Here is a 20464-nt window from a genome sequence, read left to right on the forward strand (position 1 = left end):
CAGAAACTTTGGCAGGGCACGAACAAAGCCGCGTAAAGACCGCCAGCGCTACCCCGCGTGCGTCGCCTCGGTATAGGCCCGGTTCTTCCATCTCACTCCACGCCCCCGGTGATGATCCACAGCCGAGCCGACGGTCGCCGCCGTGTAGAATGTTGCAACGATTGGCAACAGCAGCGCCCAGAAAGGCGACATGCGGAAACGTCGCAATGTCGGCATGTAGGACGCCATCGAAGCCGCCCACGCGAGAGCCGCCAGTTTGCGGGCCTGCCCTTTTCCAAACAGGGTCAGAAAGACGGGAAGAATCCAGACCAGCACCATCCCGAGCACCGTTCCGGCGAGAATCAGCGGAGAATAATGGAGCTGAACGTAAGCCGTGCGGGCGATCATGCGCCAGATGTCACGCGGATGCGGATAGGGTCGGATGGAACGCGCCAGACAGGAATGCCCCAGATAGATCCGCCCGCCCGAGCGTTTGACATGGGCCGCCAGCGTGCAGTCATCGATCAGAGCCCCGCGCAGGGCAGCAATGCCGCCAATGCGGGTCAGCGCGGAACGGCGAATCAGGATGGTGCCACCGGCGGCGGCGGCGGTCCTGCTTTTGGGGTCAGCCACCCTGGCAAAAGGATAGAGCAGCGCGAAGAAGAACACGAAGGCGGGCACCAGCGCCTTTTCAGCCGGACTGACACAGTTCAGTTCAACCATCTCGGACACCATATCGAGCCCCTCACGCTCGGCTTTTTCCACCAGTGTCGAGATGTGGGCCGGATCATGCTCGATATCGGCGTCCGTCAGCAGAATATAGCCGTCATCTTCAGGCTGTTCCGACCGGACACGCGTCACTCCCTGCTCGACGGCCCAGAGCTTCCCGCTCCAGGCTTCATCGGGGCGATGCTGTCCATCCAGCACCGTCAGTTTTCCCTGAGGGTCCGGCAGCGCACGGGCCAGATCACCCGTACCGTCCGTGCTGCGATCGTCAGTCAGGACAATGCGATACTGTCCTGCATAATCCTGCCCCAGAAGGGACGAGAGACAGATGCTGATGGATTCAGCCTCGTCCCGCGCAGGCACCACCACACTGACCGGAGGCAGTGTCCTATGCGCTCTGCCGGGGCGCAGAATGGGCCCGGCCTGCCAGAATCGTCCATGAAAGCCGAGGAGAGCGGCCCAGATCAGCGCCGAGAGACCGGCCAGATAAACCAGCATACGTCCCCGCTCTTATTTCAGCATACCAGCCTGACGGAACCAGTTTATCGCGTCTCTGGCGGCGTCATACGCCGGACGCGGCGTGTAGCCTAGATCACGGATGGCCTTGTCCGAGGAGAAGAACATCTTCTTCCGTGACATCGCCAGCATCTCCCGCGTCACGCGGGGTTCGATGCCAAATCTGCGGGACAGCCATTCCGAAGCCACGGCAACCGGCCAGATCACCTCCTGTGGGAGCACGATCCGCGGCGCCTTCACATGCGCGATTTCCGCCACCATGCGGAACAAATCGCCCAGCAGGTAATTCTGGCCGCCAAGGATATATTTCTCGCCGATAACGCCGCGTTCCAGCGCCAGAGCATGGCCTTCCGCCACATCATCGACATGCACGATGTTAACGCCCGTATCGACGTAGGCGGGCATCTTTCCCGCCGCGCAGTCGAGAATCATCTGTCCTGTCGGGGTTGGCTTGATGTCGCGCGGACCGACCGGCGTGGATGGATTGACGATAACGGCCTTCAGCCCCTGTTCACGCACCATGCGAAGGACTTCCTGCTCAGCGCGATATTTCGATTTCTTATAAATACCGATGACGGAGTGCTCGTTGACCGGTGTTTCTTCCGTCGAAATCGTACCGTCGCCGATCAGACCAAGCGCCGCGACCGAAGAACAGTAGACGATCTTCTCCACGCCAGCCGCCTGCGCGGCCTGCATGAGCAGACGGGTGCCCTCGACATTCGCCGCCATCATCGGAGCCGGATCTGGCACCCACAAACGATAGTCCGCCGCGACATGAAACACGTAGCGACAGCCTTCGACGGCCTTCGCGAAACTGGCGGGATTGGAAAGATCGCCTTCCACGAGTTCCGCCGGCATGTCGGCGATATTACGGCGGTCGCTGCCCGCGCGGACCATCAGACGCAGGGCATGACCACGAGCCAGCAGCACACGAGCCACAGCAGAGCCCACAAAACCGGTAGCTCCCGTCACAAGAGTTGGCGCGGTCATGGAATCCCTATCCCCTCAGGCATCATGGTCAAAATGTGTCATTCTGCTTTATCCTGAGGAGTGTGGTTTAGACCAGAGGGGCACGATAAAAGACCACATCCCTGTCGCACTGGCGCAACCTTCCGGGGTGGTGTAAGGACTTCGCCCTGTTTTGGAGAAAGGTCGCACATCCCGTGCCGGACCTCCTGTTTCGATCTTTTCCGGACAGCTTCGTCCCGCGTCCGGCCAAAGCCCTGAGCGACAACCGACGGATGGTCAGATACAATTGAAAAAGCTTACCATCCTTCTCACCCTTCTCGGTCTCGCCGCGATCACCGCCGCCATGGCGTGGAGTGGCTTCGGCTCGGTCGCGGTCGCCATCTCGCGGATCGGTCTTGGCGGTTTCCTCCTGACGATCCTTGCGCAACTGGCCGTGGACGCCGTTCTCGGCTGCGCGTGGTATGCGGCCTTCCCGTCCATGACCTACAGACATCTGGTGCTCGCCCGGATGATCCGGGACGCCGCCTCGACCTGCCTGCCCTTCTCCCAACTTGGCGGCATCGTGCTGGGCATCCGCGCCACCAGCCGCCACCACGCCGTGGAAGCTTCCTCCATCGAATGGCCGGAAGCCGCCTGCGCCAACGTGGTTGATATCACGACGGAAGTGCTGGGCCAGATTGTCTTCATTCTTCTGGCCGTAACGCTTCTGGCCGTCGGCAGCGCGTCCAATCCGCTGGTCAAGCCAGTCATCATCGGCGCTCTTCTGCTGACCGCTGGCGCTACGGGGTTCATCTGGACCCAGCAGCGCGGCGGAACAGCGGTGAAACGCACGGTCCGTCTGCTCGGCAAACATATCGCCGGGCAGTGGCAGACGACGGTCATGGATGGAGCCGGAACCCTTCAGGACTGGATGGAGAAAGCCTGGTCCCGCCCCGGTCGCATCTCAGCTTCCGCCGCCATTCATCTGGTGGGGTGGATCAGCAGCGCGGGCGTTCTCTGGCTGACCGTTTATCTGATGGGCGCGTCCCTGAGTTTTCCGGACGCCATCGCCATCGAGGGCGTCACCTGCGGCCTCATGTCGGCCTCCTTTCTGGTCCCCGCCGCCCTCGGTGTGCAGGAAGGCGCTTACATGACGCTAGGTCATGCTTTCGGGCTGGATGCGTCCCTCTGCCTCGCCTTATCCCTGCTGCGTCGTGGCCGGGAAATCAGCATCGGTATCCCCATGCTGGTGTGGTGGCAGGTTTCGGAGATGCGGGCGCTGAAAGTCCGCGCTGCGCGCAACGAAGCCCGCGTCCTGCCAGACCGGATGCCCGATGCCCTGACCGATACGCCGGAAGGATGATGCCTGTGACCGACGCTTCCGACACACCCACGCCTCTGTTCGACACGCTGGTCGTCATCGGTCCCGGTCTTATCGGAGCGTCCGTCCTGCATCGCGCCCGACGCGACAGGACGATTGCCCGACGACTGGTGGCCGTGGACATCAACCCTGCCTTTCGCGAGCGTGTGCGTGAGCTCGGCATAGCCGACGAGGTCACCGACGACGCGGCAGCCGCCGTTGCCGATGCTGACTGTGTGATGCTCTGCGTGCCGGTCGGCGCGATGGGTGAAGTCGCCGCCACCGTCATTCCCGCCATGAAGCCCGGCGCCATCCTGACGGATACCGGCTCGACCAAAGTGGCGGTGATCGAGGCCATCCGACCTTTCCTCCGTCCGGATGTCCCCTATGTTCCGGCGCATCCAATGGCAGGCACGGAATATTCCGGACCGGACGCCGGTTTCGCCACGTTGTTCGACAATCGATGGAGCCTGCTTACCCCGCTGCCCGACAGCACGCCGGAGAGTGTGGCGGCAATCACGACCCTCTGGCAGCTCTGTGGCGCACGCACGCGGGATATGGCGCCGGAGCATCATGACAGGGTGTGCGCCATCGTCAGCCATCTGCCGCATCTGCTGGCCTTCACGATCTGCGGCACCGCTGATGATCTGGCCGACGAGACACGCTCCGAAGTTCTGGAATTCGCGGCTAGCGGCTTCCGCGACTTCACACGAATCGCAGCGTCAGACCCGATCATGTGGCGGGACATCTTCCTGTCCAATCGTGAAGCCATTCTGGAGATGCTGTCACGCTTCCTCGAAGACGCGCAGGCCATGGCCCGGGCGATCCGCTGGGGTGATTCCGACTATATTGTCGACCGTATCGAGCGTGGACGCAGCATCCGCCGCAGCCTGCTGGAAAACCGTCAGGCCTGAACGTCCCCTCTGCCATGAGCCGGGACGACAGAGACTTGAACCTGTCTCCGGCTGAACAGACCCGGCTTCGACATGACAGCCGTTTTGAGCCGTAGCCACTCTTCCGGCGCGATGCGACGCGCCAGCACAAACAGCAGCGCCGCACAGACAGGGGGAGTTGGACCGATATACGTCAGTTCGGCGAACAGCCTTGCTCCCAGCAGATAGAAATAGGCGAGAAACAGAACGAATTTTTCACCGGACCACCAACCAGTCCGCTGCGCCTGCAACAAGAGCCATCCCATCGGAAAGGCCAGACAGGCAAGATCATAGTCCAGAAGAAACGGTGAGCAGAACGGCATCGCGGCGATCATCACCGCCACCTGCCCGGAGGCCGCCCCATGCTCGCCCAGTTCGGCAGCACATCCGCGCAGACGCGCCGCAAGCCAACCGGCGAGCCCCAGAGCCAGCCCCGCCGCCATTATCTGCGCGCCATAGGCCAGCCATCCGGGCGCATGAAGCAGGTGCGCCGCGGCAAAGACACTCTGCATTTTCCATGACTGGACATAGCCGTGCGAAAACGCCCCCTGCGCCTCGTGACTCATATGCAGGAAACCATTCCAGCCCGTAGCGCCAAAAGCGAGCCACGACACCGCTATCAGTCCAAGACCGGAGCATATTCCTCCGGCGACAGCCGGCCATCTCCGGGCGCACAGCAGGACTACAGGCGCAGCCACCAGCAGTTGTGGCTTGATCACCAGCCCACCGAGGCACAGCCCCGCCACGAAAGGGTGTTCCGCCAGCAGCACCATGGCCCAACCAAAAAGGGCACCGGTGAGAAGACCGTTCTGTCCGTTCGCCACACCGATGACGAGGCCCGGAAAGGCCAGAATGGGCAATAGCGCCCATCGCTGGGGCAGCAGTCGGCGCATGGCCCGCACGAACACTGTACCGGTCAGGATGAGAAACAGCGCGACGGACAGACGGTAAGGCACCAGCGCGAGCGGCAGGCAGACCAGCAGAAAGGTCGGAGGATAGTAAAAGGCAAAATTCCCGAACGACAGTCCGGGAAATGCGGAAAGCTCGACCAGATGGTGTTTCGCACTGTCATACAGCTCGGCCAGATGGCCATCCAGCACCTGCCGGGAGGCCGCCCAGAAGCTGACGAAATCGGCGCAGATCGGCTGCCCCTCGAAATTGGTGCCCCAATGCGAAACCACGATGATGGAAAGAAACAGTCCCCATCCGTAGAAAGCGAGAATGCGACAGTACGCCAGCGCCCTGCCCCGGGTCAGCCAGTCGGCCTGTAGGAATATCCGGCAGAACGCCGTTTCCAGTCTTTTTGACCGCCTGTTCATAATCTGCCCGATGTAATGATGCTTTCCGGCACCATCCGGCAGAAAACTTAACCAATTCCTTATTTTGTGAGCGCACCCCTCATTGGGTGATGATTTTTAATCTTGTCGACGTATCGCGAGATAACGGCATACCCCCCATGTGACACGCCAACGGCACAGACATATGATGCGGCGCTCGCAAAGGCAGAACCCGACCTCACCCAGCATGGCGAGGTCAAGGAGTCCCGGATCATGACTGTCGCCGCTCTGAATCTTGATTTTGCCGCTCTGGCAGCAAAGCCGGTCGAGAAGACGCCGTTTCCCCACGTCGCCGTCGAGCATTTCATTCCACAGGATGAACTGACCGCTCTCCAGACATCCCTGCCGCAGATCGGTTCCGGCGGCTCCTTTCCGCCCGAAGCCCTGACGCTGACGCCACTCATGCAGACTCTCATCACACAGCTTGAAGGCCCGGAGCTGAGAGGAATCATCGCCCGGAAGTTCGATCTCGATCTCGACGACGCGCCCACGATGCTGACCATACGAGGCCGCACACGGGAGAAGGATGGTCGCATTCACTGCGACTCCATAGCCAAACGCGTTACGATTCTTCTTTACCTGAACCCACCATCGGCTGCGTTCGAACGTCAGGAAGGCTGCCTGCGCCTTCTGAACGGTCCTGATGATGTCGAGAATTTCGCTGTGGAAGTGCCGCCGGTCAACGGCACGCTGCTCGTCTTTCCCAATGGACCGACGACATGGCATGGCCACCGGCAGTATGTCGGCCCCCGCTACACGATTCAGCTCAATTACATGGAAACCGGAGCGAAGGCGCGTTCCGAGCTACGGCGTCACAAGCTGTCGGCTCTGGCCAAAAAACTGACATTCGCTGCGTGATGGTCTGATAGCAGGCCGCTTGCGACTTAGGGGGCTTTGCCCCCACACAAAGGGACAAGAAGTTTCAGTCGCATCGGCGCTGATGACGTGGCGTTGGCGAGGCCGATCGAACCTCATCCGTTGGTGTTACAATAACTGTCAGAGCACCACACCAAGAGTCGCAGCGCCTGCCGTTGTCATGTCGCTGCAACTGCAATCGTGCCGCCAGTTGGTATTACAACAGATGAAGGAAGCCTCTCTCGGTCAATGGATTCCACAACGTATTTAAAGGCTGGTGCCGAGAGGCCAGATTACCGGAAGGCTATAGCTAGGCATTTGGCCGCAGCGGGGTGCTCCCTACACGAAATCGCAGCGACCACTGGTATAAAATATTGTCAGAATTCAGTCGCTACACACGGCTGTATCTCGGGAAAAGACTGCCGAAAGCGGGCTAAGGAAATTACCGCGATGATTGTCTAAGAGCGACAATTATCGGCTGATATCTGCGGTATTTCATGGAAAATGGTGGAAGGGGTTGGATTCGAACCAACGTAGGCGTACGCCAGCGGATTTACAGTCCGCCCCCTTTAGCCACTCGGGCACCCTTCCGTTGGGCGACGAATTAAGGGTGTTCACGCCGCCTGTCAACCGGTTTGGCAGTTTCTCTTTCATTCCTGTCGTCAGACCTGATGACGACAGCACACAACCCGTCGTATAGCAGCCGCATGCGCACACCACGACAGTCCTCACCCCGTCCTCCCCGCCAGCCACACTCCGATTCCCGAGACCATGGAGAAGCCCACCGCGGCGGCCAGCGTCCGCACGGTCGGAACCGGCAGAAACCCGGAGGTCCCTACTGGATCGCTGGCGTGCATGCCTGTCAGGCGGCTCTGGAGAATCCTCACCGCACGGTGCAGTGTGTTCTTCTCTCCGCCGAGGCGCAGGAGGATTTCACAAAACGCCTGTCCGTGTCCCTGCCCTCCTATGTGGAACGCGGCGACAAAGCCCGCTTCACCGCGCTTCTCGGTGCTGAAGCGGTCCATCAGGGCGTCGCCGTGCTGGTGGAGCCGCTGGAGGCTGTCGCCATCGAGGATGCTCTGGAACGCCCAGGCCCGGTCCTCGTGCTCGATCAGGTGACCGACCCCCGCAATGTCGGCGCGATTCTCCGTTCAGCAGCGGCCTTCGGCGCATCCTGCGTTGTGATGCAGGACCGTAACGCACCGGAAGAAGGTGCGGCTCTGGCCAAGGCTGCTTCAGGCGCGTTGGAGGTTGTGCCGCTGGTGCGCGTGGTTAATCTCGCCCGCTGTCTGGAAACCCTGAAGCAGAATGATTGCTGGGTGATCGGCCTCGACGCCGGGGGAGGACGTCTTGAAGGCAGCAGTCTTCAGGGACGTCGCGCTGCGCTGGTTCTTGGTTCGGAAGGTGATGGGTTGCGTCGCCTCACCCGTGAAAACTGCGACGAAATCGCAGGTCTTCACATGCCCGGCACAATGGAAAGCCTCAACGTTTCCGTGGCGGCGGCAATCGGCCTGTATGAACTGGTCAGAGCGGATTAAGGGAGCGGCGAACGGGCCGGACTACGGGGGCCTTGCCCCCATACACAAAGGGACACCGTCCCTTTGATCCCTAAATTTATCTATCAAAACGTTGGAATAAATGCGGACGACTGCTTTCTATAGGCGGATCAGCGCCACTACATAGACCACCAGCACCATCGCCAGCGTAAAGCCGACGAGGCTGATCACCCGCCCACGCTGACGGCGGAGCAGTTCAACCCGCTCTGCCTCTGTCAGATCGGTCGGCACAGTCATCATGACATCCACCATGTCAGGGCGTGATCAGCCAGCAGACCACAGAACAGCAGGAACAGGTAGGCCAGCGAAAAACGGAACGAAATCCGCGCGGCCTTGTCTCCATTCAGACTGACACCGTCTGCGTCCTGCTTTTCCAGCAGCACACGGACAGCACACGCAATAAACCCAAGCCCCAGAGCCAGCGCGGTCACCGTATAAACCATCCCGCTCAGATGCATGAAGGACGGAACCAGCGACACCGCCAGCAGGATGATCGTGTAGGCCAGAATGTTCCAGCGTGTGTGACGGGCACCCTTCACCACCGGCAGCATGGGAATGCCCGCCCGCCCGTAATCCTTGCAGGCATAGAGCGAGAGCGACCAGAAATGCGGTGGCGTCCACAGAAAAACGATGGAGAACATCACCACCGGCATCACATCCATCGAACCGGTCGCCGCAGCCCAGCCGATCATCGGCGGGAAAGCGCCTGCGGCTCCACCAATGACGATATTCTGCGGCGTCGAGCGCTTCAGCCACATCGTATAGATCACGGCATAGAAGAAGATGGAGAACGCCAGAATACCCGCCGCCAGCGTGTTCGTCGCCAGCCACATCAGAATGACCGAGAAAACAGACAGCCCCAGCCCGTAGGCCAGCGTCTCATCAGCCGGAATACGTCCACCCGGAATCGGGCGGGTTGCTGTCCGCTGCATGATGATGTCGATATCGCGATCGTACCACATGTTGATGGCACCCGCCGCGCCGGAAGCGAGGCAGATGCACAGGATGCTGATGGCCGTCATCAGGGGATTCATGTGACCGGGAGCCATGTAAAGACCGGCAGCCCCCGTAAACACCACGAGTGAAATCACCCGAGGCTTGAGAAGCTGAATCCAGTCTTTCGCGTTCGTGCCGACACGGGCCGCATCAAAACGGATGCGCGCGGGACGGGCTTCAGCCGTGGCGCCGCTCATCGGCGGACCTCCCGCAGCATGACGACATTACCTGAGACGACTTTCCGGCTGGCGCTCAGCACGCTCAACAGCACGAACGCCATGACCCAGAGCGAAACCGCCATCGCCGCTCCGCCAAGAGCCTGTCCCAGACCGGTATTGCTTTCAGAGGCCAGCACACCGAGAAACATGAGTCCAAACTGCATTCTGGCGAAATTCCGGGAGTAATGCCCTTTGGTCACATCGCCGAGCCAAGCGTAAAATCCGCCGAAAAGGACGAACACAGCACCATTCAGAACCGCCGTATGCACGCCTGAACCCATCCAGCCAGCGGCAAGCAGCACGAAAAATCCGGAAACCCACAGAACCGGCACATCAATCGCAACGCGTAGCGTCACGGCCTGCCGCCACAGTGTCCGAATCCAGACGCCAGTGAATGCAATCGACGCAACGGCGGCAAGAACCGCCCCTGCCTTCTGCGCGGAAGCCGGGTCAGCATGCACAAACGCCAGACGATCCCACAGAACAGGACCGCCAATCGCCACTATGGCGATAACAGTGACGGCAACGGCTTTCAGCGCCTTCCCGACCGGGGCAATCCCGTCAAATACCTTGGCCGCCAGTCCAAACGCCGAGACCAGAACAATCAGAGTCACCGGCATTTCGAAATGCGGCATGACGCCGGAAGCGCCGAAAAGCTCCCGTGTCGCTCCCGCCGCCAGCACCGGCGCTGTGAGCAGAAGCCCTACGGCGGCGCAAAGCTGTGTCCAGACAAACAGAGAGAAAGGCAGGAGACCATCCACCCTCTCCTGTCCTCGGGGTGCGATAATGCCCACGCCAGCTCGCGAATCAGAGATAAGCGTCAGTGTAGAGACGGCCATGAGAACAGCGCCGACACTCCACACGCTCATGCCGATCAGATCCCCATGCGAGACGCCGCTCAGGAACATCAGCAATGCCACCAGCATGGCGACAAGAGCCGCGCCATCAAGCAGGGGCAGCGCTTTCACTCCACCCGTCATCAGGTCACGCGCAAGAAAAAGTCGGCCAAAAGCGCCCAGAAAAGCCGAAATCCCGACAAACAGCAGCATGGCGCTGGGGTGGAAACCCGCCATTCTTGCTTCAAGGCCAGCAGGGAGAAGGTGAAGCTGACCGGCAAGAGCCGCCGCACCCGCCAGTCCACCCACTGTGACGGACAGGGCCAGATAACCGGCGGCGACATGGGGAGAGAGTTGACCCGGACGGCTGTGAGCTTGATTCTGGGCAGGAGTCACAACGGCCATCAACGTTCACGTCTCTCGTTCATCAGGTCTTTGGTACGATCCGCGTATAGTCGGCTCCCCGACCATCAGCGTTACAAGCCTGATCAGACTAATGGAAATTACCACCAATCAAAAGCGGCCTGTTACCCGCCGGGCAGCACGCAGACCTGCTTGCAGCGCGCGCCACACCAAAGCGGCAACCAGTCAGGCGACGACTTTTTCCTGACGTTTCACCGCTTCTGCCACAGCCACTTCGTGCTCCAGCGTAACCAGTGTGAACAACCCTGCAGGCGGAACCGGCTCGATCCGCGCATGGGCCATATCTTCCGGGGGAAGCAGAGCTTCCATGGCGAAATCAGGATGCCAGCCAAGGGAATGGGACGCCCGGGCCATGCCACGCTCGATCGCACCACGCACACCCGTCGGGGCGAGGAAGTGATTCACAAACAGAATATAACCGCCCGGACGGACGACACGCTTCAGTTCGGCCAGCAGTTTGCGGGGATGCGGCACAACCGACGCCACGAACATCGCCACGGCGATATCGAACGAATCATCAGCGAAACGCGTATCCTCGGCATCCATCTCCAGCAGGGCGTCAACATTGCTGAGATGGTCACGACGCACGCGCTCACGGGCGCGGGCAAGCATATCGGACGACAGATCAATACCGGTGATCCGCTTGCTCGCCGTATAATGCGGCAGCGCGAGGCCCGTGCCGACACCGACCTCCAGCACGCGGGAACCCGGCAGACGATTGACCGCTGAGACAGCCCTTTTCCGCCCGAACGCCGAGATACCGCCGAACACGGTGTCATAGACACCGGCCCAGCGCCGATATGCGGCCCTTACAGCATCCGCATCCAGCGCCACACGTGGCCCGTGACTCTCCTCCGTTTGGGAGACGCCTTCCGCTGTTTTACTGCGGACATCCTGCAAGACTTCGCTCATTACGCCCTATCTGCTGCCCAATGGTTGAACATTGAGACACGACCAGGGCATCGTAAAAACACGGTCGCGCTCAGTATTGTCCGGACACATTGCCACACGAGACGGAAACGACCAACCCCACGCGGGAAAGATGTCGCGACCGGACCTCCCGCTTCCCTCCCCAGAGGTGTTTTGCCTGAGGGAACCACCATATTCCGCGAGTCCTCAATCCCATGCATGAATCAGGGAAAGAACCTCGCTGTCCCGTCACAGTACAGGTTTGTTACAGGCAGCCTTTTTACAGGCGCCGCTTTCTCTTAATGTTATGGTGTCAAAGAGAGTTACACGCCCGCAAGCAGGCGACCTTGAAGCCTATGACGCGCACGACATTACCGGAGAGATGACTTGACGATTTTCCTTATCCTCACCTCCCTCGTCATCTGGTCAACGATGCTCCTGCTGCACTGGCGCACACCGCTCTATCGCTGGCTTGACAACAAGTTTGATTTCGAGCGCTTTCGCAAAAGCGACAAGGAAGAAAATAATTCCTGAAAATCCCCCGGTTTCAAATCTGAGGGGCATTACCTGCCTGCCGCCGCGTTGAAGGGAAAAACATTCCCCTTCGTGACGCATGAGCGGCCTGCATTCTAAAATTTTACAAAACATTTCAAAAGAAGTGATCAAACCCCGATCACTCAATCCTTCAGACGGACAGGCGACTCTCGATACAATCCCACAACAGTCCTGCCGGGTTGATACCGTCAAATCGCTCCAGTTCCTGAAGCCCCGTCGGCGACGTCACGTTGATTTCCGTCAGCCAGTCACCGATCACATCGATTCCCACAAAGATCAGTCCGCGTTCCTTCAGCATCGGACCAATCGCGTTGCAGATTTCGATATCACGCGGAGTCAGTTCCACACGCTGCGCCACACCGCCAACATGCATGTTGGATCGCGCCTCGCCTTCGGCAGGCACGCGGTTGATGGCGCCAATCGGCTTGCCGTCCGCAAGGATGATCCGCTTGTCGCCTTTCCGCACAGCCGCCTCGTAACGCTGGATCATGAGAGGCTCGCGCGAACGGGCAAAATGCATCTCAAGCAGGGCATTGAGATTCTGGTCGTCTTCGCGAATGCGGAAAACACCGCTCCCGCCATTGCCGAAGAGCGGCTTGACGATGATGTCTTTCCATTTCTTTCGGAAGGCGTGAATTTCACCCACATCCCATGTCACCAGAGTCGGCGGCATGAGTTCCGGATAGTGCGTGACGAGCAGTTTTTCCGGAGAATCCCGGACGGAACGCGGGTCATTGACGACCAGCGCCTTGTCCGGTCCCACTCCGTGAACATGCTCAAGCAGATGCGTCGCCGTGATATAGGCCATATCAAACGGCGGGTCCTGCCGCATGAGGATCACATCCACCTCTGACAGGTCGACCCGCTTCGCTTCTCCGAATGTCGCGTGGTTGCCTTTTTCACGCCGCACGGTGACGGGCCGCACCGAGGCCGTCAGACGGGTCTTCTCACCCCGTCCTCCCTCCAGCAGCGCCAGAGACTCCACGCCATAGACAAACAGACGATATCCCCGGGCCTGAGCTTCCAGCATCATGGCGAATGTTGAATCACCATTGATATCCACCCCTTCCAGAGGGTCCATCTGTACAGCAACATCAAGCCCAGAACGCATCAGCCCAAACTCCTTTTTCAGAGCGAAACTCTTAAAGCACTTCCCTCCGCAAGCAAAACGCTTCGGCAGTCACGGCGTCGCCGGATAGGTGATGGAGAGTATTTCGATCAAATCCGTTCCGCGCGGAGTATGCAGCATGACCTCATCCCCGACAGCGCGTCCGAGGAGCGCCCGCGAAACGGGAGCGAGCAGAGTGATCTCGTGTTTTTCAGAGACGGCTTCATCTGCTCCGACAATGGTGACCGTCGTTTCCCTGTCGTCCACATCGGCATAGGTCACCGTCGCGCCAAAAAACACCCGGTCACGCCGAACCTGCTGTGCAGGATCGACCTCTATGGCCGTTTCCACCCGCTTCGTCAGAAAGCGGATGCGGCGATCAATCTCACGCAGTCGTTTCTTGCCGTAAATATAGTCGCCATTTTCAGAGCGATCGCCATTTCCAGCGGCCCATGAGACGATCTCCACGACAGACGGCCGCTCAACACGCATGAGATGGGACAGTTCATCCCGCATCACGCGTAAGCCTCTCGGTGTTACATACCGGGCGAGATCTCCGTTCCGGTCAGTCTTTTCGTTCTGCGCCACGCGCCCTTAACCCTGTTCATCGACACTATCCGATGGAGAGTTCGCTGATCGCGGTATCGATCTCCTGAAAACTCGGCATCAGATGCATCGGAATGTCTTTCCGACCGATCTCCACGCTCACCTGCGCAGGATTACCCTGCAAATAGGCGACAAGTACGGCCCGGATCAGGTCATAATAATGAGCGTCCTCTTCCACAACACTCTGAATGCGCCCGGCCAGTGGCCCGACCATGCCGTACGCCAGCAGAACGCCAAGGAAGGTACCGACAAGCGCGCCAGCGATCATTTCACCAAGAACTTCGGGAGGCTTGCTGATCGACCCCATGGTCTTGATGACGCCCAACACGGCCGCGACGATACCGAGCGCAGGCAGGCCGTCCGCGAGCGTCTGCAGGCCATGAGCGATGTGCGTGTCTTCCTTGAGATTCTTCGTCAGTTCACGGGACATGACTTCATCGAACTGAAAGGCGTCATCCATGTTCATGCTGATCATCCGAAGATAATCACAGATCAGATTACGGACCCGGTTATTATCACGAATTCTGGGATACGCGGCGAAAGCCGTGCTCTCCATCGGTGTTTCGATATGGGGCTCAAGCGCCATGACACCCTGTGTCTGGGCAAGCCGCGCAAAGAAAAACAGCAGTCCCAGAAGGTCAATGTAATCCTGCCGCCCAAAAGCAGGTCCCTTGATCGCCGTCTTCAAGGCTCCCGGCACATGCTTCACATCCGACATCGAGTTGGCCATGGCAAACGTGCCGATGCCAGCCCCCAGAATCGTGATCAGTTCGAAGGGCATGGACTTGACCAGCGGCCCGATTGCGCCACCCGACGCCGCAAACGACCCGAACACACAGAGCAGCAGAAACACCAGCCCACCGATTAATAACATCTAGTCCATCCTCGTCTCAGGCCGGGTAATCTTACCGCGCCATGCCATCGTCACTGAGTTTTTGATACCGGTGTCCCGGCAGCAGCAGGGGCCGACTCCGTGTCGCCTACCGTCGGGGCAGACGTGTCGTCCGACATCTTCACCTCACGCTCCCGATGCAGCACGAGCACCACGCGCCGGTTCACCGCCGCAGCAGGATCGTCCTGATCAGCCAGATCATGCGCTGCGCGTCCCACAACCTCGGCCAGCCGCTGTTCAGGGAACCCTGCCGCAGAAAGAACCTCACGGGCGGAATCCGCCCGGGCCGCAGACAACGTCCAGTTGGAAGCGCCTTTTTTCTTGTAAAGGGCGCCATCGGTGTAACCGTAGATGGACAGATTCTGGGGCATGGCCGTCAGGTATGGTGCGATCAACTGCAGCAGATGCGTCGCGCGCTCGTTCAGGCGCGCCGAACCCGTCTCGAACATGGGATTACGGTTACTCTCCGCGAGTTGGATACGCAGGCCGATCGGAAGCACGTCCACCGAAATCTGCGATTTGAGCTGGGCGGCGGCCGGGTCCTGCGCCAGAGCCTGCTCGATCTGCTTCCTGTCTTCCTGAAGGTCCGCTTCTTCCTTTTCAGCGGCGGAGTTCCCGCCGTCACCGAGAGACATGGTCGCGCCACTCTTCTGACCACCCACAGGCACGATGCGGGGAAGAGCCGGCGTGATCGAGACGAGTTTACCGAGACTGCGATCCGGAAAAGCCGGATTGGGAACGGCGAAAAAGCCGCGTGTGCGAACATCATTTCCCGCGCCCGAAGTCTCGTTACCGGCGGCGATGGAAACGCCCGAGCCTATTCCACCCGCTTCGGCCGCCTTGTCTTTCTTGGCGTCACTGATCGTACCGGGCGGCAGAATAGCGTTTTTCTCAACCTTGGAGGTCTGCGCCTTCTGGGAAAAAGCTATTTGCTGGGCCGCCTGCTGTCCGGACATATCCGCCCCGCTCGCGTGCCCCGCGTCATTGGAATCACCCTGCACAACGGATGAGGATTTACCCGGGCCGCTGGGAGTCTGCGCCGCCGCGTCACCTGTGGTCGCCATCGGGTTGAAGAAATTGGCGATGCCACGACGGCGCTGTTCCGTGGTGGCGTTGATCAGCCACATCACCAGAAAGAACGCCATCATGGCGGTCACGAAATCCGCATAGGCGATCTTCCAGGCACCGCCATGATGCCCTGCACCGCCTCCGCCGCCGCGTTTGACGACGATGATTCGCGCTTTGTTATCCCCGTTCTTACGTGGCATCTGCCTCTCCAACCGTCCGGCCATGCTGGAGGAAGGGGCTTAAAACACGCTTAACAAGAGTGTGATGTCGGAAGCCTTAACGGCTCGACGATGCGGTCGGCAGCTTTCTCAGCCACGCTTCCGGTACCGGCGGGATCGGGCAGGCCACCCGGTAGAGAGCGTATCGTTCCGCCTCACGCCCACCACGCGACCGCACGATCATCCCTGCTGGCTGTCCCAGGGCAGCCCAAGGGCTGGTCGATGAAAAAGACCGCCGTCCATTCCGTATCAACATTCCCCAGCCCGCCTTGCAGGACCACGGTGGCAGATCAAACAGCATCCAGCGGGGTTCGGCACCCAGCACGACCCGGTCAGGCAGATGGAAGGCCAGTTCCGATGCAAGAGCATAGTCATCAGAGGCGATGAAAGCCGCTCCCTCAGACTGCTGCGCGACATTTTCAGTGAATGACGGCCAGCCGCCACCCTGTCGCAGGGCAACGTCAAGATGTCTGTTCAGCGGCAGGAATCCGGTCGCGGCCTGACACAACAACAGCCCCCAGAGAGCGTAACCGAGACCGGCGGCCATCTTCCAGCGCCGGTCCGCCTGAAGGACGATCAGGCACATCAGAGCCGGATAAATCAGCACGGGCCAGTTCGCCTGCACCCGGTCCCCCAGAGCATGCTGAAGGAAAACCAGCCCCGGCACACAGGTCAGGCAGAGTAGCAAACGGTCCACGTCCGTACGCCTGCGAACTGAGGCGGCAACCGCCATCAGAGCCAGCAGAAAAATCCCCGGCGTCAGCAGCCCGATCTGCCCACCCAGCAACTCGCCAATATACCCCGGTGCGCGGGAGGGATGCCAGTCACCTGTCCGTCCACCCTGCCGGATAAAGCTGGCCCAGCCATGCGTGGCGTTCCACCAGATGACGGGCACTGTCAGAAACGCACCGATGACTATGCCCAGCCAGGGCCACGGAGTGAGAAACTGTTTCAGTCGCCGTGAAGACAGCAGACACCATACGCCAAGACCGACGACCGGCAGAACCATGGTGTATTTACTGTCAAACCCGAGTCCTGCGCTGACGCCAAGCAGCACCCACCAGCGCAGATCGCCTGTTCTCGCCAGCCGCCCGCAACCCCACAGAAACAGAGCCATAAAAAAGAGAAGCGGCGTATCCGGCGTCATCACGGCAGCGCCCACCCCGAGCGCCAGCGTGGCATTGAGCAGTAAACCCGCAACCCACGGATTCACCACCCGCGCAAACGGTCTGTCACGCAGCAGGACGACCTGAAAATCCCGGCAGGCCAGAACGGTCAGAATGGTCCCGACAGCGGCGGCAAAAGGCGCTGTCAGCCTGATGCCCAGTCCGGTGTCGCCAAAGAGCGCCGTTCCCGCCCCTATCCACCACGCCACCATCGGCGGATGATCCAGATAGCTGGCCTGAGAGATGTGGGACCACGTCCAGTAATAGGCTTCATCAGGCGTGACGGGCAGACAGGCCGCCAGAACCAGACGCAGGACCGTGAGCGCGCCCAGACTGACGAACGGATGAGCGAGAAGAGCAGCCGAAAGACGGGAAAGCGCCTTCCCTACACCGGGCAGGCTCACCACAACGCTCCGGCCTGAAGCCTCACTTCCTGCGCCAGATCAGCGTCGAGGACACCGCATAGTTCCAGACGACACCAATCACCGCACCCGTTGCGCTGGCCCGGTCGAATGTCTGTCCATCTTCATGGAAGAGCTGGGCGATACCGATATTGGCCCACGCACCGGCGGAGCACACGACAAGAAACACGAACAGGCCACCGCACAGACGGACGCCTTTCAACCTGCGGTCACGGTAGGTCAGCGTATTGTCGAGCCAGAAATTGACCAGCATGGCGATGAAGGTGCCGACCGTCTGGGCTGTCGGAAAGTCCGTGCCGGACAGGCGCAGCATATTCATGATGGCGATGTTCACGACAATGCCAATCATGCCGACAAACGCGAAGACCAGAAACCGAATCGGCAGCCAGCCGTGAAACAGTTTGTCGAGCATCAGCCCGAGGAACTGAAGCATGACGAGGATGTCGAGCTTGCTCTCTCCGGCAAGACGCGGTCTGAACGTGCAGGGAATCTCCTCAACCCGCACCTTGACCGGCGCGGACAGCACCAGATCCATCAGAATCTTGAACCCCGCTCCGGACAGACGTGGCGCGGTACGGACGAACAGATCCCGCCTCAGGGCGAAAAAGCCGCTCATCGGGTCGCCCAGCTTCACCGGCAGGATCATCTGCGCCAGCGCGATGCCACCGTTCGACAGGACATGCCGCCACGCATTGGCCAGACCACTATTGTCGCCACCTTCAACATGACGGCTGCCAACGGCAATATCGCACCGTCCGCTCGCCAGCGCGTCGAGCATGACACCCAGACGGGTTTCATCGTGCTGGAGGTCGCCATCCATCACGGCGACATAGGTCGCGGAGGAAGACAGCGCCCCCTCAATGACCGCCGTGGACAGCCCGCGCCGTCCGATGCGTGAGAGACCCCGCACGCGCCAGTTGGTGCGGGCCAGTTCCCGGACAGCCTCTATCGTGCCGTCGGGCGAATTGTCATCGACAAAAACGACCTCCCAGTCCCGTCCGGCGAGAGCCTGCGTCAGCGCCTCGACCAGAGGCCGGACGTTCGACACCTCGCAGTAGCACGGCACTATAACCGTGATGTCGGGACTTCCGGTGGGTGTGTCTTCAGCGGGAGAATGGATCGCTTGTGAAAGCCGGTCCTGCATGACGAGCGTGGTCACGGCAGCTTCCCGTCTCCCACCCCTTCCGGCGACGGAAACCGTGAAAGCGTCGTGCGGATTGTCTGGAGAGTCTGCACGCGCACCACGTGGGGAGCCTCTGTCAGGCGGCGGGTCATCTCATTCTCCTGCGTCGTGTTCCGGGCCACCAGCCGAACGAGGAAGTCTGTGCTGCCTCGCATCATGTGGCACTCCAGCGCTTCCGGCCAGGACGACACCATAGCCTCGAACTGTGACAGAACTGTTTCCTTCTGGCTGTCGAGACCGATCAGGGCGAACAGGGTGATGGGCCAGCCCAACGCATTGGCGTCAGCATCGGCATGATAACCCCTGATGACACCAGTCTCTTCCAGACGCCGCACACGCCGGAGACAGGGAGGCGCGGAAATGCCCACCCTGCGGGCCAGTTCCACATTCGTCATGCGTCCGTCCGCCTGCAGTTCGGCAATGATCAGCCGGTCCACCGCATCGAGTTCCGCTTCCGTCACCAGCCTCTCCATCCCGCGCTCCCGCGTGCATATAGGACGAACCCCAGCATCTGTCCAAAACCCGTTTGCACCTACCAGCAGTGCATCAAAACCTGACACCCGGTGCTTGCTCCGAGTGGAAAACAGGACCATATCGCTCCACAATCAACTCCGTATATCGGAGACAGCACGGCGCTTTTCCCCGGACCGGCGCCAGATGACAGGACGAGAGCGAAAGGCGTCGTACCACATGACAATAAACACCGATCTCCTGATCATTGGTGCCGGACCGGCTGGTTACACCGCCGCCATCTACGCCGCACGCGCCAATCTCAAACCTGTTCTGGTCGCCGGCATGCAGCCCGGCGGGCAGTTGATGATCACGACCGACGTGGAAAACTATCCCGGTTTCGCCACCGCCATTCAGGGGCCGTGGCTGATGGAGCAGATGGCGGCGCAGGCCGAGCATGTCGGCACGCAGATTGTTCATGATCTTGTCACAGAAGTCGATTTCCGGAATGGCTCGCCCTTTCGCATCACGCTTGATGGCGGCGACGTCTATCTCGCCCGCAGCGTGATCATCGCGACAGGCGCGCAGGCGAAGTGGCTTGGACTGCCCTCCGAAAAGGCGCTTCAGGGCGCGGGTGTTTCCGCCTGCGCCACCTGCGACGGCTTCTTTTTCCGCGGCAAGAAGGTCGCGGTCATCGGCGGCGGCAATACCGCGGTCGAGGAAGCGCTGTATCTCACGCACCATGCGTCGCACGTCACGCTGATCCATCGGCGCGATTCGCTTCGGGCGGAAAAAATTCTTCAGGACCGGCTGGCAGCCAATCCGAAAATCTCCGTCGTGTGGAATTCGGTTGTGGCCGACATCCTCAGCACGGGCGCTCCGCCGACCGTTACCGGCGTGGAACTGCTCAATACGTTGAACGAGACCCTCAGCACACTGGATGTTGAAGGTGTGTTCGTCGCCATAGGTCATGCGCCGAACACGGGGCTTTTCCATGACCAGCTGATGCTGGACGCGGAAGGCTACATCGTGACCGAAGCAGGCACGACGCGCACATCGGTGCCAGGCGTCTTCGCGGCAGGTGATGTGCAGGACAAGATCTATCGTCAGGCCGTCACCGCAGCCGGGACAGGATGCATGGCCGCGCTTGACGCTGAAAGGCATCTGGGCGGACTCGTTTCGGAATCAGGACAGAATACTTGACC

At 60.3% G+C, this 20464-nt stretch carries 20 protein-coding genes and 1 tRNA gene; 6 read left to right on the forward strand and 15 right to left on the reverse strand.

Going from position 1 to position 20464, the window contains the following annotated elements:
• Positions 1-48 precede the first annotated feature (48 nt).
• Complete coding sequence (locus LKE90_RS08980) at positions 49-1203, reverse strand: glycosyltransferase (RefSeq protein WP_291493269.1); 1155 nt, start codon at positions 1201-1203, stop codon at positions 49-51.
• A 12-nt stretch (positions 1204-1215) separates the two neighbouring features.
• Positions 1216-2211, reverse strand: coding sequence for a hopanoid-associated sugar epimerase (hpnA, locus tag LKE90_RS08985; RefSeq protein WP_291493267.1), 996 nt, complete (start codon positions 2209-2211; stop codon positions 1216-1218).
• Positions 2212-2476: 265 nt separating this feature from the next.
• Here hpnA and LKE90_RS08990 point away from each other — a divergent pair, with 265 nt between their 5' ends.
• Together LKE90_RS08990 and LKE90_RS08995 are read left to right on the forward strand one after the other, a co-directional pair.
• Complete coding sequence (locus LKE90_RS08990; protein ID WP_291493266.1) at positions 2477-3532, forward strand: lysylphosphatidylglycerol synthase domain-containing protein; 1056 nt, start codon at positions 2477-2479, stop codon at positions 3530-3532.
• Positions 3532-4443, forward strand: a complete 912-nt coding sequence (locus LKE90_RS08995) for a prephenate dehydrogenase/arogenate dehydrogenase family protein (RefSeq protein ID WP_291493327.1) — start codon at positions 3532-3534, stop codon at positions 4441-4443. The genes LKE90_RS08990 and LKE90_RS08995 overlap by 1 nt, the downstream gene beginning before the upstream one ends.
• Here the strand turns inward: LKE90_RS08995 and LKE90_RS09000 are convergent.
• Positions 4434-5780 carry a glycosyltransferase family 87 protein gene (locus LKE90_RS09000; protein ID WP_291493264.1) on the reverse strand — a complete coding sequence of 449 codons (1347 nt, stop codon included), beginning with the start codon at positions 5778-5780 and terminating at the stop codon, positions 4434-4436. The two genes, LKE90_RS08995 and LKE90_RS09000, sit on opposite strands and share 10 nt — an antisense overlap.
• A 231-nt stretch (positions 5781-6011) precedes the next feature.
• Here LKE90_RS09000 and LKE90_RS09005 point away from each other — a divergent pair, with 231 nt between their 5' ends.
• Positions 6012-6656 (forward strand): 2OG-Fe(II) oxygenase family protein, encoded by a 645-nt coding sequence (locus LKE90_RS09005; protein ID WP_291493262.1) that lies wholly within the window; start codon positions 6012-6014, stop codon positions 6654-6656.
• Between the two features lie 502 nt (positions 6657-7158).
• Here the strand turns inward: LKE90_RS09005 and LKE90_RS09010 are convergent.
• Positions 7159-7244 (reverse strand) — tRNA-Tyr (locus LKE90_RS09010).
• Positions 7245-7360: 116 nt separating this feature from the next.
• Between LKE90_RS09010 and rlmB the strand changes: the two genes are divergently transcribed.
• Positions 7361-8191 (forward strand): 23S rRNA (guanosine(2251)-2'-O)-methyltransferase RlmB, encoded by an 831-nt coding sequence (gene rlmB / locus LKE90_RS09015; RefSeq protein WP_291501436.1) that lies wholly within the window; start codon positions 7361-7363, stop codon positions 8189-8191.
• Between the two features lie 117 nt (positions 8192-8308).
• Here rlmB and LKE90_RS09020 read toward each other — a convergent pair whose 3' ends face one another.
• The 4 genes from LKE90_RS09020 to LKE90_RS09035 form a co-directional block, all read right to left on the reverse strand.
• The gene (locus tag LKE90_RS09020; protein ID WP_291493258.1) at positions 8309-8449 is read right to left on the reverse strand and encodes a hypothetical protein; all 141 of its coding nucleotides are present in this window, start codon (positions 8447-8449) and stop codon (positions 8309-8311) included.
• Complete coding sequence (locus tag LKE90_RS09025) at positions 8446-9402, reverse strand: heme o synthase (RefSeq protein ID WP_291493256.1); 957 nt, start codon at positions 9400-9402, stop codon at positions 8446-8448. The genes LKE90_RS09020 and LKE90_RS09025 overlap by 4 nt, the downstream gene beginning before the upstream one ends.
• Positions 9399-10664, reverse strand: coding sequence for a hypothetical protein (locus LKE90_RS09030; protein ID WP_291493254.1), 1266 nt, complete (start codon positions 10662-10664; stop codon positions 9399-9401). Before LKE90_RS09030 ends, LKE90_RS09025 begins: the two co-directional genes overlap by 4 nt.
• A 183-nt stretch (positions 10665-10847) precedes the next feature.
• A complete protein-coding gene (locus tag LKE90_RS09035; protein WP_291493252.1) occupies positions 10848-11594 on the reverse strand; it encodes a class I SAM-dependent methyltransferase in 747 nt (248 codons plus the stop codon).
• Positions 11595-11978: 384 nt separating this feature from the next.
• Here LKE90_RS09035 and LKE90_RS09040 point away from each other — a divergent pair, with 384 nt between their 5' ends.
• A complete protein-coding gene (locus LKE90_RS09040) occupies positions 11979-12125 on the forward strand; it encodes a hypothetical protein (RefSeq protein ID WP_291493250.1) in 147 nt (48 codons plus the stop codon).
• 151 nt (positions 12126-12276) lie between these two features.
• Here the strand turns inward: LKE90_RS09040 and gshB are convergent, their stop codons facing one another.
• From gshB to LKE90_RS09075, 7 genes are all read right to left on the reverse strand, one after another.
• Complete coding sequence (gene gshB / locus LKE90_RS09045; protein ID WP_291493247.1) at positions 12277-13257, reverse strand: glutathione synthase; 981 nt, start codon at positions 13255-13257, stop codon at positions 12277-12279.
• Between the two features lie 69 nt (positions 13258-13326).
• Positions 13327-13842, reverse strand: coding sequence for a transcription elongation factor GreB (gene greB / locus LKE90_RS09050; RefSeq protein WP_291493245.1), 516 nt, complete (start codon positions 13840-13842; stop codon positions 13327-13329).
• Positions 13843-13867: 25 nt separating this feature from the next.
• On the reverse strand, positions 13868-14734 hold the full coding sequence (motA, locus tag LKE90_RS09055; protein ID WP_291493243.1) for a flagellar motor stator protein MotA: 867 nt from the start codon (positions 14732-14734) through the stop codon (positions 13868-13870).
• A gap of 50 nt (positions 14735-14784) precedes the next feature.
• Entirely contained in the window at positions 14785-16020 is a 1236-nt protein-coding gene (locus LKE90_RS09060; RefSeq protein ID WP_291493241.1) for a flagellar motor protein MotB, read from the reverse strand.
• A 76-nt stretch (positions 16021-16096) separates the two neighbouring features.
• The gene (locus LKE90_RS09065; RefSeq protein WP_291493239.1) at positions 16097-17608 is read right to left on the reverse strand and encodes an ArnT family glycosyltransferase; all 1512 of its coding nucleotides are present in this window, start codon (positions 17606-17608) and stop codon (positions 16097-16099) included.
• Positions 17609-17630: 22 nt separating this feature from the next.
• Complete coding sequence (locus LKE90_RS09070) at positions 17631-18770, reverse strand: glycosyltransferase family 2 protein (protein WP_291493325.1); 1140 nt, start codon at positions 18768-18770, stop codon at positions 17631-17633.
• 11 nt (positions 18771-18781) lie between these two features.
• The gene (locus LKE90_RS09075; protein WP_291493237.1) at positions 18782-19282 is read right to left on the reverse strand and encodes an Lrp/AsnC family transcriptional regulator; all 501 of its coding nucleotides are present in this window, start codon (positions 19280-19282) and stop codon (positions 18782-18784) included.
• Between the two features lie 217 nt (positions 19283-19499).
• On the opposite strand from LKE90_RS09075, the gene trxB reads away from it, so the two are divergent.
• Complete coding sequence (gene trxB, locus LKE90_RS09080) at positions 19500-20462, forward strand: thioredoxin-disulfide reductase (protein ID WP_291493235.1); 963 nt, start codon at positions 19500-19502, stop codon at positions 20460-20462.
• Positions 20463-20464 lie beyond the last annotated feature (2 nt).

This window comes from Acetobacter sp. (assembly GCF_022483985.1).
Classification (GTDB): domain Bacteria; phylum Pseudomonadota; class Alphaproteobacteria; order Acetobacterales; family Acetobacteraceae; genus Acetobacter.

Bases quoted from the DNA above. Each gene is read 5' to 3' on its own strand.
- motA (WP_291493243.1), bottom strand. From the start codon at position 14,734: ATGTTATTAATCGGTGGGCTGGTGTTTCTGCTGCTCTGTGTGTTCGGG.
- gshB (WP_291493247.1), bottom strand. From the start codon at position 13,257: ATGCGTTCTGGGCTTGATGTTGCTGTACAGATGGACCCTCTGGAAGGG.
- LKE90_RS08980 (WP_291493269.1), bottom strand. From the start codon at position 1,203: ATGCTGGTTTATCTGGCCGGTCTCTCGGCGCTGATCTGGGCCGCTCTC.
- hpnA (WP_291493267.1), bottom strand. From the start codon at position 2,211: ATGACCGCGCCAACTCTTGTGACGGGAGCTACCGGTTTTGTGGGCTCT.
- LKE90_RS09030 (WP_291493254.1), bottom strand. From the start codon at position 10,664: ATGGCCGTTGTGACTCCTGCCCAGAATCAAGCTCACAGCCGTCCGGGT.
- LKE90_RS09000 (WP_291493264.1), bottom strand. From the start codon at position 5,780: ATGAACAGGCGGTCAAAAAGACTGGAAACGGCGTTCTGCCGGATATTC.
- rlmB (WP_291501436.1), top strand. From the start codon at position 7,361: ATGCGCACACCACGACAGTCCTCACCCCGTCCTCCCCGCCAGCCACAC.
- LKE90_RS09075 (WP_291493237.1), bottom strand. From the start codon at position 19,282: ATGGAGAGGCTGGTGACGGAAGCGGAACTCGATGCGGTGGACCGGCTG.
- LKE90_RS08995 (WP_291493327.1), top strand. From the start codon at position 3,532: ATGCCTGTGACCGACGCTTCCGACACACCCACGCCTCTGTTCGACACG.
- LKE90_RS09020 (WP_291493258.1), bottom strand. From the start codon at position 8,449: ATGATGACTGTGCCGACCGATCTGACAGAGGCAGAGCGGGTTGAACTG.
- LKE90_RS09005 (WP_291493262.1), top strand. From the start codon at position 6,012: ATGACTGTCGCCGCTCTGAATCTTGATTTTGCCGCTCTGGCAGCAAAG.
- LKE90_RS09025 (WP_291493256.1), bottom strand. From the start codon at position 9,402: ATGAGCGGCGCCACGGCTGAAGCCCGTCCCGCGCGCATCCGTTTTGAT.
- LKE90_RS09035 (WP_291493252.1), bottom strand. From the start codon at position 11,594: ATGAGCGAAGTCTTGCAGGATGTCCGCAGTAAAACAGCGGAAGGCGTC.
- LKE90_RS09070 (WP_291493325.1), bottom strand. From the start codon at position 18,770: ATGCAGGACCGGCTTTCACAAGCGATCCATTCTCCCGCTGAAGACACA.
- trxB (WP_291493235.1), top strand. From the start codon at position 19,500: ATGACAATAAACACCGATCTCCTGATCATTGGTGCCGGACCGGCTGGT.
- LKE90_RS09060 (WP_291493241.1), bottom strand. From the start codon at position 16,020: ATGCCACGTAAGAACGGGGATAACAAAGCGCGAATCATCGTCGTCAAA.